Genomic DNA, 13,916 nt, shown 5'->3' with positions numbered 1-13,916 from the left:
CAAGTTCGATGAAGACTGCACTTTCCGTCAATACCGCGCTTGATGAACTACCGACCTTGGTCGGCCAGGACGTTGCTTTGGAGGGCGTTCTGCGCTTCGAGTTTGAGGGAACTGCACTTGACCACTTTCCCAAGTCTGAACGCCGTGACCCGCAAGATGACGGCCCGTTCGAAGCCTCAAGCGTTTGGCTGAGCGTTGGGTTAGGCTCTTTGCGGTTCAACGAAGAGCAGCTTCGGCGGTGGCATGGCAAGAGAGTCACGGTGCTGGGCACCTTGCTCAGCCCGGATGCGAATTTGGGGGGGTGTGGCCACTTTTCAGCGTTTCCTGCCGAGGTACTGGCTCGCTCCATCGAGCGGCTTTAGTCGGCCAGAAGCAGTCGGTGGCGGATGCTCAAGGTTAATGGCAGCGACCACAATAGGCGGTCGGATAGATTGACATGCTATGCGGCGTCTCAACCGAACATTGCAACATGCGTGTCACCGAGCAATGCCCCATCAAAGGAGTCCACGTACAGGCTGTGACCCCAAAACATCCCATCGTCGTCATACCAAAATGTGAGCAAAGTTCCACCGGTGGCCTCAAAGGACTTCAGCTCCAGTTTTTCGCAGAACTCCGCTGGCGACAGCGCGGGTTTCTCAAATCGCTCGAAATTACCATCAGGACGCATCACCTCGCCAATGCGCCAACCTGTGTTGTACGAATCTAGATACTCCGCCGCCACAAGTTCTTTGCACCTACGATCAAGGTCGGTCAGAGCGCCCGCCGCAGATGCAGCGAGTGCAAGCGAATCTTCAATGGGTTCGCCATCCGGATCGATGACGAAATCAACATGGCCAGTTCCGTAGGAAAGTTGACCAACCAATGCAGCCGAAAATTGGCTGCTCAGCACCAACCTACCTAGACCGGCATACTCGGCAGGGTAGCTCATAACTTCCTAAAACGTGATATCCCCCGCAAACCACGCGGGACAAGCTGAATTGTGCGGGACATTTTGGACATTCCCGCCTCCGGGAAGGAGCTTGCGGGTTTGGGTTGCGACCAATGAACTCTGAAAAACACAGATATAAAAACTCCGCGAAATCTGGCAAGCGGTAAGTTCTCAACCTACAGCTTTCCCGTAATCAGAAACCCAGCACTAAATTTGCGGCTGTGGACAGCAGATCAATGGCAGCTCAGGGCCCAAAGCCGCTGGTCACGCCCCTTCAAAGCGGTCGCAGGACGAGTTGTTACCTACCGCTGAATGGGGGAGAACGACCCGATCTCAACTTGCGTGAAGCCCATCTCTTCGAGCACTGACAGTAGATTTTCCAGCGACTTGAGTTCGGCCGAACCTAGGTCAACCATCGTTTGCCAGTAGCCACGACTGGTCGAGGGATAAAAGACGCTGTGAACAACTCCCAGCAGCTCGCCCTTCTGCACGCTCTTTGTGTCAGAGATGTCCATCCATTGCTCAGCCCATTCGGTCAGAGGTCTGTCTGTGGTCGGCCGCTGCTTCGAGCGAACCTCAACTCGATTCCAAACGAACGGGTGGATAGTCACTTTCAGCTTCGCTGAATACTGAATAGTTTCAGGCTTGAAAGTCTTGAACGGCTTTTCGTGCTCATACCGAGACACCTCGAACTTTCCGTTGAGGTTCGACACTAGGTCCATCCGAATCTGATCGTAGGGAGGTGGGACGGCCATGCCGCCGGGCCGAATCAATAGTTCGTTGACGCAAACATTGGCCTTTTCGTTGCACCACCGCTCGTAGGCCTCTTTCAAATTGCGAACGTAGTGATCACGCTCCTGCAACGCAATCGTCCGTAGCCGAGGATGACCATTGCTCAGTTCCTCAGCGATTGCCTGGGTAGCGACAAATGCAATGGCCAAAAGGATGGCGCAGACGCGGCAATTCATGAAGGGCATAGATATCGAGCTTAGCATCGGCCCTGCACTGCCAGAGACCGCTCCTGGCCGGTTGCGGCCAGTGTCCGGGCTGCGCCAAGCACTGTATATGTGACACGTCACATAAAACGTCACATTTGCGCCAGAAACAAAAAAGCCGACGCTACATTTTGTATAGCATCGGCTTCTTGTGCCTTGCGGCTTTGTTTGGTGGGTCCTGAGTGACTCGAACACTCGACCTACGGATTAAGAGTCCGCTGCTCTACCAACTGAGCTAAGAACCCAAACTTTTTATTTGTCTGCATCGCAGCAGAGACTCGTATTATGCACTACTTTTTAGGCACTTTGCAAATCAGGTTAAAAATTATTGCATCGCGTTGCGGCTGGCCAGCTCTACAAACAGTCCGCTGTGGTCCAGCTCGCCCAGGCCGTGCTCCACGCCCTCGGCGTAGAGGGCTTCAAACAACGCGGTGACGGGAGCGTCGAATCCAATCTCTTGCGCGGTGGCGAGCGCGTTCCGCATGTCCTTGAGTTGCACGGCCATGCGGCCCTTGGGAGCGAAGTCGCGCTCGACCATGCGCTGCCCATGCAACTGCAGGATGCGGCTGTCGGCAAAGCCGCCTTGGATGGCTTCGCGCACCTTGGCCATGTCGGCGCCGCCTTTGGCGGCGAACAGCAGGGCCTCGGCCACGGCGCCAATGGTGATGCCCACGATCATCTGGTTGGCCAGCTTGGCCAATTGCCCGCTACCGTGAGGGCCCACATGGGTTGCGCGGCCCAGTGCGGTAAACACAGGCTGTGCGCGCGCAAAGTCCTCTGGCCGCCCGCCTGCCATGATGGCCAGCGTGCCGTTTTCTGCACCTACGGTGCCTCCAGAGACAGGCGCGTCCACATGGGATAGCCCCATTTCATCGAGCCGGGCGGCATGGTCGCGGGCCTCGCGGGGCTGGATGGATGCCATGTCGATCAACAGTGCGCCAGGGCGCATGGCCTGTGCTGCACCCCGCTCGAACAGCACTTGCTCGACCACCGTGCCGTTTTCCAGCAGGCTCACCACCCGGTCTGCGCCTTGCACGGCCTCTGCCGCCGTGGTGTGCACGGCAATGCCCAGGGCTGCCAGCGGCTCTGCCTTCGTGCGGGTGCGGTTCCAGGCGTGCACCTGGTGCCCTGCCTGGTGCAGGCGGCGGGCGATGGGGTCGCCCATGTTGCCAATGCCCAAAACGGCGATGCGGAGCGAAGGAGGGGTCATAGTTTTGATCTCGCGCGGAGTTGTCTCTGCACGCATGATGTTCCGTTTTGGTGCGTTCAGCCTGTCACGTAGCTTGCAGCTTTGGGGCGTTGGCAAGATGATGGGAGCCTGTTTTGAAGGAGCCACACGCCATGTCTCTCCCGCTGCACGACCCCGCCTGGCTAGAGCGCATGTACAACAACCGCGCTTTGGTGCCTGACCACATGGATTACCTGCAGCGCTGGGCGCAGGATTCTGCCCAAGTGCGTGCCAACATGCCCTGTGTGCTGGACGTGGCCTATGGCGCAGAGCCTGGCGAGACGCTGGATGTGTTCCCGCCGCTGCGGCCCAGCCCCGCGGGGGCGCCCGTGCTGGTGTTCATCCATGGTGGCTACTGGCGCTCGCTCGACAAGTCTGAGCATTCCTTCATTGCGCCGCCGTTCACCCAGGCGGGCTGCTGTGTGGTGGTGGTCAATTACGCCTTGTGCCCTGGCACGCCAGAGTTTCCCATCACCGTTCCCCACATCGGCAGACAGATCGAGGCAGCCCTGGCCTGGGTGTGGCGCAATATCGCCCAGCATGGCGGTGATCCGCAGCGGATCACCGTGGCGGGGCACTCCGCAGGTGGGCAACTGGCGGCCCTGTTGCTCACCAGTGTGTGGCCACTCATTGGCAATGGCTTGCCAGATAGCCTGGTGCGCAAGGTGCTGTCCATCTCGGGGGTGCACGATCTGGAGCCCGTGATGTACGCCCCGTTTCTGCAGCAAACCTTGCGCTTGACCGAGCAGCATGTGCTGCTGGCAAGCCCGGCGCGGCTGCAAGCCCCGGCGCAGGGCTTGCTTTACAGCGTGGCGGGTGGTGACGAGAGCGAAGAGTTTGCCCGCCAAGCCCGCTTGATCCAGGATGCCTGGGGCACGCACATCGTGCCGCGTTGCCAGATCCTGCCGGGGCTGCACCACTTCAGCATTGTGGACGCGCTGGCCAAGCCGGGGCATGACCTGCACCACATGGCGCTGAACCTGCTGCGCGCGTGAAGCAGGGGCCACCTCCTGCGGAGTTGCACGCCTTTTCCTTTTACGTGCGCTGAGCCCGGACAAGAGATGCCGCCAGCGCGGCGGCCCTTGTGCCGCCGCTTGGCACGGGACCGCTGCACGCGCCCTGGCGTCGCACAGGCCCCGGCACCGGCGGTGCGCTACATCAGCAAATGCTCGCCCGCGTTGTCTCCGCCCAGAATCACGTAGTTCACCTTGCGCACGTCCATGAGCTTGGTGCCACCCGAGTAGCTGATGGAGCTTTGGACATCCTGCTCCATCTCAATCAGCGTATCGGCCAGCTTGCCCTTGACGGGCTCCAGAATGCGCTTGCCCTCCACGTGCTTGTACTCGCCCTTGTTGAAGTCTGAGGCCGAGCCGTAGTACTCCTTGAACAGCGCGCCATCCACCTCCACCGTCTTGCCGGGCGATTCTTCATGGCCTGCGAACAGCGAGCCGATCATCACCATGCTGGCGCCAAAGCGGATGCTCTTGGCAATGTCGCCGTGGCTGCGGATGCCGCCATCGGCAATGATGGGCTTGGTGGCCACGCGGGCGCACCACTTGAGCGCGCTGAGCTGCCAGCCACCCGTGCCAAACCCCGTCTTGAGCTTGGTGATGCACACCTTGCCCGGGCCCACGCCCACCTTGGTCGCGTCCGCGCCCCAGTTTTCCAGGTCGATGATGGCCTCGGGGGTCGCCACATTGCCTGCGATCACGAAGGACTTGGGCAGCTTTTCCTTGAGATAGCCAATCATGTTTTTCACGCTGTCGGCATGCCCGTGGGCAATGTCGATGGTGATGTACTCGGGCGTGATGCCTTGGGCCACCAACTGGTCCACCGTGTCGTAGTCGGGCTTTTTTACGCCCAGTGATATCGACGCGTAGCAGCCCTTGGCGTGCATGTCTTTGACGAATTGCAGGTTATCCAAGTCAAAGCGGTGCATCACGTAGAAGTAGCCGTTTTGCGCCATCCAGGTGCAGATGGTTTCGTCCACCACCGTCTTCATGTTGGCAGGCACGACCGGCAGGCGAAAGCGGCGCCCGCCCAGCTCCACGCTGGCGTCGCACTCCGAGCGGCTTTCCACACGGCACTTGCGGGGCAGCAGCAAAACGTTGTCGTAGTCGAAGATTTCCATGAGATTCCAAGCTCCATCAAAGGACGCAGCAAAAGGATTTTTGCCACGGTGGGCGCTTGGCTTGGGACCGGCTTTGTGGGTGTCAGCGTGAAAGCTGCCACCGAACCCTGGTTGCACAGGCACAAAAAAACCGGGCGTCAAGAAACTTGGGCCCGGTGATTGATTCTAGGCGCCTATGGCGTGCTTGTCATAACGTCGGCCGTATTACCTGCATACAGACTGCACAGCCGCCAGCACGCGGCCCTCGGCATCCTGCACCCAGCCCACCATGTGCAGCCGCTGTGGCTGCGCGCCGGGGGGAATGCGCATGGGGCGGTTGTCCATCCACCAGAAAAGCTCATTTTTTGATAGCTGCTCGCGCTTATTCCATGTGCCTGAGAGCATGTTTCTGACCAAATTGCGAGCCACCAACGTGCCCTCGTTGCCTGCGGGCACGGCTTCTGCCAGCACAAGGTGGTACTGCCAGCCCTGTGGGGGCGGTGTCACGCCGTGTGTGCGGGCCAGCGCAATGCCCGTGCCCAGATAGTCATTGATCGGCAGGCCATGGGCCACCCGCAAGCGCAGGGGGCGGGCAGGGGGCTCTACGGTAGACAGTGCCACATCGGTGCCCGCTGGGGCTTGGCGGCCCAGCGCCTGCAGTCGCAGTGCGGCGTCGTTGGTCGCTGCCGCAGACAACGGCGCCTCATCCCCTTGCGCGCTGGGAACGATCCAGTCCAGCACCACGGTGGACGGTGCGGAGGGCGCTGGCGTGGCCGGGTCGGCCCAGCATGCCTCACAGTCAGCGCTGATGAAGCGCTCGAACAGTGCGGTAGGGCGCGCTGTGCCATCGCTGCTGCAGCTGGCCTGTGCCGCTGCGTGGGGGGCGTGGCATACCAATGCGGCTGCGGCAAACGTGCTGGTAACAAAGGCAAGGGGCTTCATGTGGGCCATGGTGCGAGTGGCTTTCTACAATGGGCACATGTTCCCACAAGATATGTTCTCGGACGCGCCCGATAGCGGCGCGCCCGCTGCCCCGGCCGCTGCGGCTGGCGTCTCGCCCCTGTTGCACAACCTCAACCCCGAACAGCTCGCTGCCGTCACGCTGCCCGCAGGCCACGCGCTGATCCTGGCGGGCGCGGGGTCTGGCAAGACGCGCGTGCTCACCACCCGCATCGCCTGGCTGCTGCAAAACGGGCACGCCACCCCTGGCGGCATCCTGGCCGTCACCTTCACCAACAAGGCGGCCAAGGAGATGGTGGCCCGCCTGTCGGCCATGCTGCCGGTCAACGTACGCGGCATGTGGATTGGCACCTTCCACGGCCTGTGCAACCGCCTCTTGCGCGCGCACCACAAGGCGGCCGGGCTGGCGCAGACCTTCCAGATCCTCGACACGCAAGACCAGCTCTCGGCCATCAAGCGCCTGTGCAAGCAGCACAACGTGGACGATGAGCGCTTCCCGCCCAAGCAGCTCGCGTACTTCATCGCCAACTGCAAGGAAGAAGGCCTGCGCCCCGCCAACGTAGAAGCCCACGACAGCGATGCGCGCAAGAAGGTCGAGATCTACCAGCTGTACGAAGAACAATGCCAGCGCGAAGGCGTGGTGGACTTTGGCGAGCTGATGCTGCGCAGCTACGAGCTGCTGCGCGACAACGACCCCATCCGCGAGCATTACCAGCGCCGGTTCCAGCACATCCTGGTGGACGAGTTTCAGGACACCAACAAGCTGCAGTACGCCTGGCTCAAGCAACTGGCGGGCAACGAAGTGGGCGGGCGCTTTGAAGCCCGTGGCAGTGTGATTGCGGTGGGCGACGACGACCAGAGCATCTACGCCTTCCGTGGTGCGCGCGTGGGCAACATGACCGACTTCGTGCGCGAGTTCGATGTGCAGCGCCAGATCAAGCTGGAGCAAAACTACCGCAGCTACAGCAACATTCTTGATTCGGCCAACGCCCTCATCAGCCACAACAGCCGCCGCCTGGGCAAGAACCTGCGCACCACGCAGGGCGCGGGCGAGCCCGTGCGCGTGTACGAGGCCAGCTCTGACCTGGCCGAGGCGCAGTGGATGGTTGATGAGATCAAGCAACTGGTGCGCAGCGACGGCTTTGATCGCAAGGAAATCGCCGTGCTCTACCGCAGCAATGCGCAAAGCCGGGTGATCGAATCTGCGCTGTTCAATGCCAGCGTGCCCTACCGCGTGTACGGCGGCCTGCGGTTTTTTGAGCGCGCTGAAATCAAGCACGCACTGGCCTACCTGCGCCTTTTGGAGAACCCGCACGACGACACCAGCTTCACGCGCGTCGTCAACTTTCCGCCGCGCGGCATCGGTGCGCGCAGCATCGAGGTGCTGCAAGACGCTGCCCGCAGCGCAGGCTGCTCGCTGCACGACGCCGTGAGCGCCGTGCCCGGCAAGGCCGGAACCAACTTCAAGGCTTTCGTCGCCATGGTGGATGTGCTGCGTGAGCAGACCGAAGGGCAGAACCTGCGCAGCATCATCGAACAGGTGCTCGAAACCACCGGCTTGGTAGAGCACTTTCGCACCGAAAAAGAAGGCGCCGACCGCATCGAGAACTTGCAGGAACTCGTTAACGCCGCCGAGAGCTTTGTCACCCAGGAAGGCTTTGGCCGCGACGCGGTGGCGCTGCCGCTGGACGAGCATGGCACACCGCTCACCCAAAGTGTGGTCAGCCAAGGGATCAACCCCAACGCCCCCATGCTCGACGAGCCTTTGAAGCCCGCCGTAGCGGGCATCGTCGACGCCGACACGGGCGAAACCCTCTCGCCCCTGGCCGCCTTCCTCACCCACGCTGCGCTTGAGGCTGGCGACAACCAGGCCCAGGCCGGGCAAGACGCCGTGCAGCTCATGACCGTGCACGCCAGCAAGGGCCTAGAGTTCGACGGCGTGTTCATCGGCGGCATGGAAGAGGGCCTGTTCCCGCACGACAACGCCTCCAGCGACCGCGATGGCCTGGAGGAAGAGCGCCGCCTGATGTACGTGGCCATCACCCGTGCGCGCAAGCGCCTGTACCTCAGCCACTCGCAAACGCGCATGCTGCACGGCCAGACGCGCTACAACGTCAAGAGCCGCTTCTTTGACGAACTGCCCGAAGAGTGCCTCAAGTGGATCACGCCCAAGCAGCAAGGTTTTGGTGCCTATGCTCCTAATTCGGGAGCTGGTAGCGCTTATGGATCAAGCGCCAGAGGCAATTTTGGCTTCAAGTCTGAAACCTTTGCCAGCCCCCCGGTGCCCCCGCAAAAGGCCGCCCCCTCGCACGGCCTGCGCGCAGGCATTGCCGTGTTTCACACCAAGTTTGGCGAAGGCAAGGTGCTGGCCATTGAAGGCACGGGCGACGACGCGCGTGCCCAGGTCAACTTCCCGCGCCACGGCACCAAGTGGCTGGCGCTGAGCGTGGCGAAGTTGACGGTGGTGGACTGACGCCCGCAGAAGGCACCCGACAGGCATGGCACTTCCGCCCGATCTGCAATGGCGCACGCAGTGGCGTGAATGCCAGCGGCGCTGGAAACTGGCCACGCTGGCGTTGGGCATTGGCCTGCTGCTGCTGGGGGCAGAGCTGACGCCCGCGCCGGACTGGGACATTCCCATCAGCTTCATCATGGGCCTGCTGGCCTACGCCACCGCTCCCTGGAGCTTGCGGGTGCTTGTGCGGCGCCATTGGCGCGCTGTGCCACTGGCGCTGTTTCTGGCTTGGTTGACCGTGGACGGCTGCTACGTCCTCTACTGGTCTTTGAAGGACCCCGCCGTTTTGGCGTTGATGCGGGATGTGAACTTTCCCGCATCGCTGTCGCTGTACGGCATGTGTAGGCTGGGGTGGCTGTACCAGGGCTCTTTGCGCCAAGCCTGGCAGGCAATCAGTCGCTCGCTTGGGTAGCTGCTGCCTGCAGACCGCCCCTGCCTCGTCGTCAAAACTCCAGGTTGTCAATCAACCGCGTGCTGCCCAGCCGCGCGGCGCCCAGGGCCACCAGGGTGCCTGCGCCGTCGTGGGCGGTGGCGGGTTGCAGGTCGGCGCGGCGGCGCACCGTGAGGTAGTCGGGCTGCCAGCCACGGGCACGCAGCACGTCCATGGCCTGCTGCTCCAGCGCGTGGGCTGGGGCGGTGAGCGGCGTGGCGCTGTGGGCGGCCAGCCAGCGCTCGCTCAGTTGCTGCAGGGCGTGGGCTAGGGCCACGGCTTCTTGCCGCTCGTGCAGGCTCAGATACCCGTTGCGCGAACTGAGGGCCAGGCCATCGGGCGCGCGGGCCGTGTCGCCCGCTACGATGGTGATGGGCAACGCAAACTGCTGCACCATCTGGCGGATCACCATGAGCTGTTGGTAGTCCTTCTTGCCAAACACGGCCACGCCGCCGGTTTGGCCTAGCACGCAGGCAAACAGCTTCATCACCACGGTGGCCACGCCCGTGAAAAAGCCGGGGCGAAAGTGGCCTTCGAGCAGGTCGGCCAGTGCGGCGTCGGGGTGCACCTTGAAGGTTTGCGGCTGGGGGTACAGGTCGGCCTCGCGCGGGGCAAACAGCACATCGCAGCCCGCGCCTTGCAGGGCGGCGCAGTCGGCCTCCCAGGTGCGGGGGTAGCTGTCAAAGTCTTCGTGCGGCAAGAACTGCAGGCGGTTCACAAAGATGCTGGCCACTGTCACGTCGCCCAGGGGCTTGGCCTGGCGCACCAGGCTGATGTGCCCCTCGTGCAGGTTGCCCATGGTGGGCACAAAGGCGGGGCGGCGGTGGGGGGCCAGGGCCTGGCGCAGTTCGTCGATGGTGTGGGTGATGAGCATGGGGTGGGGCTTCGTATTCGTGTCCAAAAGGGCTTACCAGGCGTGCAGTGCGTTGTCGGGGAAGCGGCCTTGCTTGACGGCCTGCACGTAGGCCTCCATGGCACCGCGCACGCTGCCCGCGTCCTGCATGAAGTTATGGACGAATTTGGGCATCTTGCCCAGGTTCATGCCCAGCATGTCGTGCAACACCAGCACCTGGCCAGCGGTGCCGTTGCCCGCGCCAATGCCGATGGTGTGGCAGTGGGGCAGCTCGACCGTCAGCTCGGCGGCCAGGGCCGTGGGCACCATCTCCAGCACCAGCATGGTGGCTCCGGCGTCTTGCAAATCGTGGGCGTCTTTGCGCAGGGTGCGGGCGGCCTCGTCGGTTTTGCCTTGCACGCGGTAGCCGCCCAGGGCGTGTACGGTCTGGGGCGTCAGGCCCAGGTGGGCGCACACGGGCACGCCGCGCTGCACCAGAAATTCCACCGTCGGTGCGGTCCACCCGCCGCCTTCGAGCTTGACCATGTGCGCGCCCGCCTGCATCAGCGTGCAGGCGCTGCGCAGGGCCTGTTCGCGGCTTTCGGCATAGGTGCCGTAGGGCAGGTCGGCCACCAGCCAGGCGGTGCCCTGCACGCGCTGCAGGCCGCGCGCCACGCTGGCCGTGTGGTAGGCCATGGTGTCGAGCGCCACGCCCACGGTGCTGGGCAGGCCCTGGCACACCATGCCGAGCGAATCGCCCACCAGGATGCAGTCCACGCCCGCCGCATCGGCCACGGCGGCAAAGGTGGCGTCGTAGGCGGTGAGCATGGTGATTTTTTCACCAGCCTCGCGCATTTGCGCCAGGCGCGGCAGGCTCACGGGGCGGCGCTGGGGCAGGGGCGATGCGGGCGGCAGGGTGCCGTAGGGGGTGGTGCTGGGTTGGTTCATGCAGGCTCGCCCTCGTGGGGGCGTTGTCTCCAAAAAATTGCCGAGAGTCTATGTCAGACAGGGGGATTTCTTTCAAACAGACCTTGGTCTCCAAAGGAAAGCGGTCCCGAACGCGAAGCAAGCCCTTAGGGGCAAGTGCCAGAGCCTCACATTTTTGGACGCACAATGGCCCACAGAGATGCAGCCTCCCGTGGAGGGGCTGCCAACGAATGCACAGAGACATGCAGGTGCGCAGGCCCACGAGCGCAAGCTGCAGGAAAGGCGGCCGATGACAATTCTTCAAAACACCGACTTGCGGATTTTGGTGGTGGATGACCAGGACTCGGTGCGCCAGCACCTGTGCCTGGAGCTGCTGCGCATGGGGGCCGAGCAGGTGATCGAGGCCGCTTCGGCCGATGAGGCGCTGGCGGCCTTTGGGCAGCACCGGCCCGACCTGGTGCTGTTGGACATCATGATGCCCGGCCACAATGGCTACTGGATTGCAGAGCGCATCCGCGACCTGGACGATGGCCGCTGGACGCCCATCATCTTCCTGACCGGGATGGACCGCGACGAAGACCTTTGGGAGGGCATTCGGGCTGGGGGTGATGACTACCTGGTCAAGCCCGTGCGCTCCACGGTGCTGGCCGCCAAGATCCGCGCCATGCAGCGCCTGTTGACCATGCAGCGGCGTCTGGTGACGGTGACGGAGGAGTTGTACGAAGCCAATCGCCAACTCAATTCGCTCATCGAGCGCGATGCACTGACCGGACTGGTGAACCGCCGCGGTTTTGACCGGGTGCTGCACGAGCAGATCCGCATGGCCCGGCGCGAGGGCAAGCCCCTTACTCTGATGATGTGCGACATCGACTTTTTCAAGCAGTACAACGATGCGCTCGGGCACCCCGAAGGGGACATTTGTCTGAAGACCGTGGCGCGCCTGCTGGCCAGCATTTGCCAGCGCCCGGGAGACGTGGCCTGCCGCGTGGGCGGCGAAGAGTTTGGCTTGATCTTGCCCAACACCCCGCGCTCTGGCGCCATGATGTTTGCGCGGGCGCTGACGGAGGTGCTGGCGGGGCGCAAGCTGGTGCACCCAGCGTCGTCAGTGTCCGAGTTCGTCACGGTGTCTGGGGGCATCTCCACCTGTGTGCCCGACGAGGCCACCACGTACCTGGGGGTGATCACCCGGGCAGACGAAGCGCTGTACGCCGCCAAGGCGCTGGGGCGCAACCACTTCTTCAGCTACGAATTGCAGGTGACGGCCAAGGAGCACCTGGCGCAGCGCTGATCGCAGGAGCCCTGCCTGATCCCTGTTGTGCCCCGCAGTGCTGATATTCAGGCTGGTGTTGTGCAGCCCGTTGCCGCTGAAAGGCACCACCGGACAACTTGTCCAGTGCACAACGCAATGCTCTGGCTAACATCCACCGCAACCGGCCGCTGTGGCGACTGGGTGGTGAGCGAGCCCTGGAACAACCCCGCTGCATTGCTCGCCCCCTGTGCTCCATCGCAGTGCCCGCTGGGCCCGCTGAGGGCCAAGTAACCATTTCAAACCTAACCCAGCTAAGACGAGAGCGCGAAACCATGCAAACCAACGCATTTGTCAGTGAACCCGGAGCCTTCCGAATCCGTGCGGCCGACCATGCCGCCGCTTTGAAGAGCTTGCAGCGCGGGTGCCCCAAGCACATGGTGATTGCGGACTACCTGCAGAACCCCGAAGAGTTCGCCAGCACGCGCTATCTTGCGCGGGCGTTTGAGCTGCTGGGCACGCAATGCGATGTGGATGGCGGCGATCTGGTGCTGGTGCCTTTTGCAAGCAGCGAGAGCGCGGACCTCTCGGTCTACTACTGGGACTTCATTGAAACGTTGGCGCACGAAGAGAACCCGGGCTCCCTGTCCGAGGGGACCAAGTTGGCGATGATCGAAGCCGGTGAGGATGTGGACGACGAGCAGGACGCTCGCCACCACGCCAGCGAAGCGGCCGATGACTTCATCAGCGAGATGGGAGATCGCAAGATCACCTTGGCCGAACTCGATGCCGTGATCGCCAGCGAAGGCAGCGTGGACTTTTGCGACTACAACGGCGACACGCCGTTGCTTGCGGCGAGCACGAGTTACCGCTGGGCCATTTCGGCGCGTGCAGATGCGCAGATGGACGGCGACACCGATACCGACGGCGACGAGGGCGACGACGACGACGACCCGGAAGAAGAAGCCTACGCGGCACAAGAGTGGGAAAGGAACGTGCACAACCTGCACACCGTGCTGCAACGCCGTCCGGACATGGGCGCGCGCAACAGGGATGGCTCGGACGCCCTGGGCCTGGCGGCAGAGTCCGGCAGCGTGGAGTTCGTCGATCTGCTCATGGCACACGGCGCAACGGTCAACGCGGGCGCGCTGCAGGGCGCAGTCCGCAGCCTTTCGCTGGACATGGTGCGCAAGCTCGCCCAGCACCACGCGCACCTCGCGGGGCCTGATCTGCTGGTTGGCGCTTGCTCTGCCTATAGCATCGTGCCCGGCAAGCTGGAGATGGTGCGTTATCTGGTAGAGGAACTGGGCTGCGACGTGAATGCCCGCGCGACAAAGGTCGCCAGCGCGTTCAAGGGGCCGGTGGGCCGCCTTGGCACGGCCTTGATGGCGGCCGCGCTGACAGACGACCTGGCGCTTGTCCAGTACCTGCTGTCCGCCGGGGCCGACCTGCACGCGGCAGACGCGTACGGCAACACGGCGCTGCATTACTGCAGCGGCCAGACGTGGGTGAACGAGCCGGGCGGGGGGACGCTTTGGTTCGCGCTGGATGACAACCCGAAGGTCATCGACCTGCTGCGCAGCCACGGTGCGGACGATGGCGCCCGCAATGTGGCCGGTAGAACGCCTGCCGATCTGCTTGCCAGCCGCCGCCCGCACGGTCCCGCTGACGAGGCGGACTGACGGCCTTGCCGTCGTCCACCGGGCGGGCATCCTTGGCTGCACTGGGCCGTTGCTCATGGCCCA

Annotated in this window: 13 protein-coding genes and 1 tRNA gene; 6 read left to right on the top strand and 8 right to left on the bottom strand. The window is 63.1% G+C overall.

The window, feature by feature from the left end; genetic code table 11:
• Positions 1 to 8 precede the first annotated feature (8 nt).
• A complete protein-coding gene (locus tag EAG14_RS14795; RefSeq protein ID WP_121729349.1) occupies positions 9 to 362 on the top strand; it encodes a hypothetical protein in 354 nt (117 codons plus the stop codon).
• Positions 363 to 451: 89 nt separating this feature from the next.
• Here EAG14_RS14795 and EAG14_RS14790 read toward each other — a convergent pair whose 3' ends face one another.
• From EAG14_RS14790 to EAG14_RS14775, 4 genes are all read right to left on the bottom strand, one after another.
• Entirely contained in the window at positions 452 to 928 is a 477-nt protein-coding gene (locus EAG14_RS14790) for a DUF2262 domain-containing protein (RefSeq protein ID WP_121729348.1), read from the bottom strand.
• 302 nt (positions 929 to 1,230) lie between these two features.
• The gene (locus tag EAG14_RS14785; protein WP_121729347.1) at positions 1,231 to 1,905 is read right to left on the bottom strand and encodes a hypothetical protein; all 675 of its coding nucleotides are present in this window, start codon (positions 1,903 to 1,905) and stop codon (positions 1,231 to 1,233) included.
• A gap of 187 nt (positions 1,906 to 2,092) precedes the next feature.
• Positions 2,093 to 2,168 (bottom strand) — tRNA-Lys (locus tag EAG14_RS14780).
• Positions 2,169 to 2,248: 80 nt separating this feature from the next.
• Entirely contained in the window at positions 2,249 to 3,169 is a 921-nt protein-coding gene (locus tag EAG14_RS14775; protein ID WP_121729346.1) for an NAD(P)-dependent oxidoreductase, read from the bottom strand.
• A 95-nt stretch (positions 3,170 to 3,264) separates the two neighbouring features.
• On the opposite strand from EAG14_RS14775, the gene EAG14_RS14770 reads away from it, so the two are divergent.
• Entirely contained in the window at positions 3,265 to 4,146 is an 882-nt protein-coding gene (locus EAG14_RS14770; RefSeq protein WP_121729345.1) for an alpha/beta hydrolase, read from the top strand.
• A 158-nt stretch (positions 4,147 to 4,304) separates the two neighbouring features.
• Here EAG14_RS14770 and EAG14_RS14765 read toward each other — a convergent pair whose 3' ends face one another.
• Positions 4,305 to 5,282, bottom strand: coding sequence for a GMP reductase (locus tag EAG14_RS14765; protein ID WP_099740499.1), 978 nt, complete (start codon positions 5,280 to 5,282; stop codon positions 4,305 to 4,307).
• Positions 5,283 to 5,486: 204 nt separating this feature from the next.
• A complete protein-coding gene (locus tag EAG14_RS14760; RefSeq protein ID WP_371414361.1) occupies positions 5,487 to 6,212 on the bottom strand; it encodes a hypothetical protein in 726 nt (241 codons plus the stop codon).
• 28 nt (positions 6,213 to 6,240) lie between these two features.
• Between EAG14_RS14760 and EAG14_RS14755 the strand changes: the two genes are divergently transcribed.
• Positions 6,241 to 8,694 carry a UvrD-helicase domain-containing protein gene (locus tag EAG14_RS14755; protein WP_121730493.1) on the top strand — a complete coding sequence of 818 codons (2,454 nt, stop codon included), beginning with the start codon at positions 6,241 to 6,243 and terminating at the stop codon, positions 8,692 to 8,694.
• 25 nt (positions 8,695 to 8,719) lie between these two features.
• Positions 8,720 to 9,148, top strand: a complete 429-nt coding sequence (locus EAG14_RS14750; RefSeq protein ID WP_121729344.1) for a hypothetical protein — start codon at positions 8,720 to 8,722, stop codon at positions 9,146 to 9,148.
• Between the two features lie 31 nt (positions 9,149 to 9,179).
• Here EAG14_RS14750 and panC read toward each other — a convergent pair whose 3' ends face one another.
• Positions 9,180 to 10,040, bottom strand: coding sequence for a pantoate--beta-alanine ligase (gene panC, locus EAG14_RS14745; RefSeq protein ID WP_121729343.1), 861 nt, complete (start codon positions 10,038 to 10,040; stop codon positions 9,180 to 9,182).
• Positions 10,041 to 10,073: 33 nt separating this feature from the next.
• Complete coding sequence (gene panB, locus EAG14_RS14740) at positions 10,074 to 10,946, bottom strand: 3-methyl-2-oxobutanoate hydroxymethyltransferase (RefSeq protein WP_121729342.1); 873 nt, start codon at positions 10,944 to 10,946, stop codon at positions 10,074 to 10,076.
• A 268-nt stretch (positions 10,947 to 11,214) separates the two neighbouring features.
• Here panB and EAG14_RS14735 point away from each other — a divergent pair, with 268 nt between their 5' ends.
• Together EAG14_RS14735 and EAG14_RS14730 are read left to right on the top strand one after the other, a co-directional pair.
• Entirely contained in the window at positions 11,215 to 12,213 is a 999-nt protein-coding gene (locus EAG14_RS14735; protein WP_121730492.1) for a diguanylate cyclase domain-containing protein, read from the top strand.
• A gap of 293 nt (positions 12,214 to 12,506) precedes the next feature.
• On the top strand, positions 12,507 to 13,853 hold the full coding sequence (locus EAG14_RS14730) for an ankyrin repeat domain-containing protein (protein ID WP_121729341.1): 1,347 nt from the start codon (positions 12,507 to 12,509) through the stop codon (positions 13,851 to 13,853).
• Positions 13,854 to 13,916: the final 63 nt, after the last annotated feature.

Origin of the sequence: Acidovorax sp. 1608163, from assembly GCF_003669015.1 — a bacterium.
Lineage (GTDB): Bacteria > Pseudomonadota > Gammaproteobacteria > Burkholderiales > Burkholderiaceae_C > Acidovorax.
The sequence above is the reverse complement of the archived record's forward strand: the minus strand, read 5'-3'. Positions and strand labels throughout refer to the sequence as shown.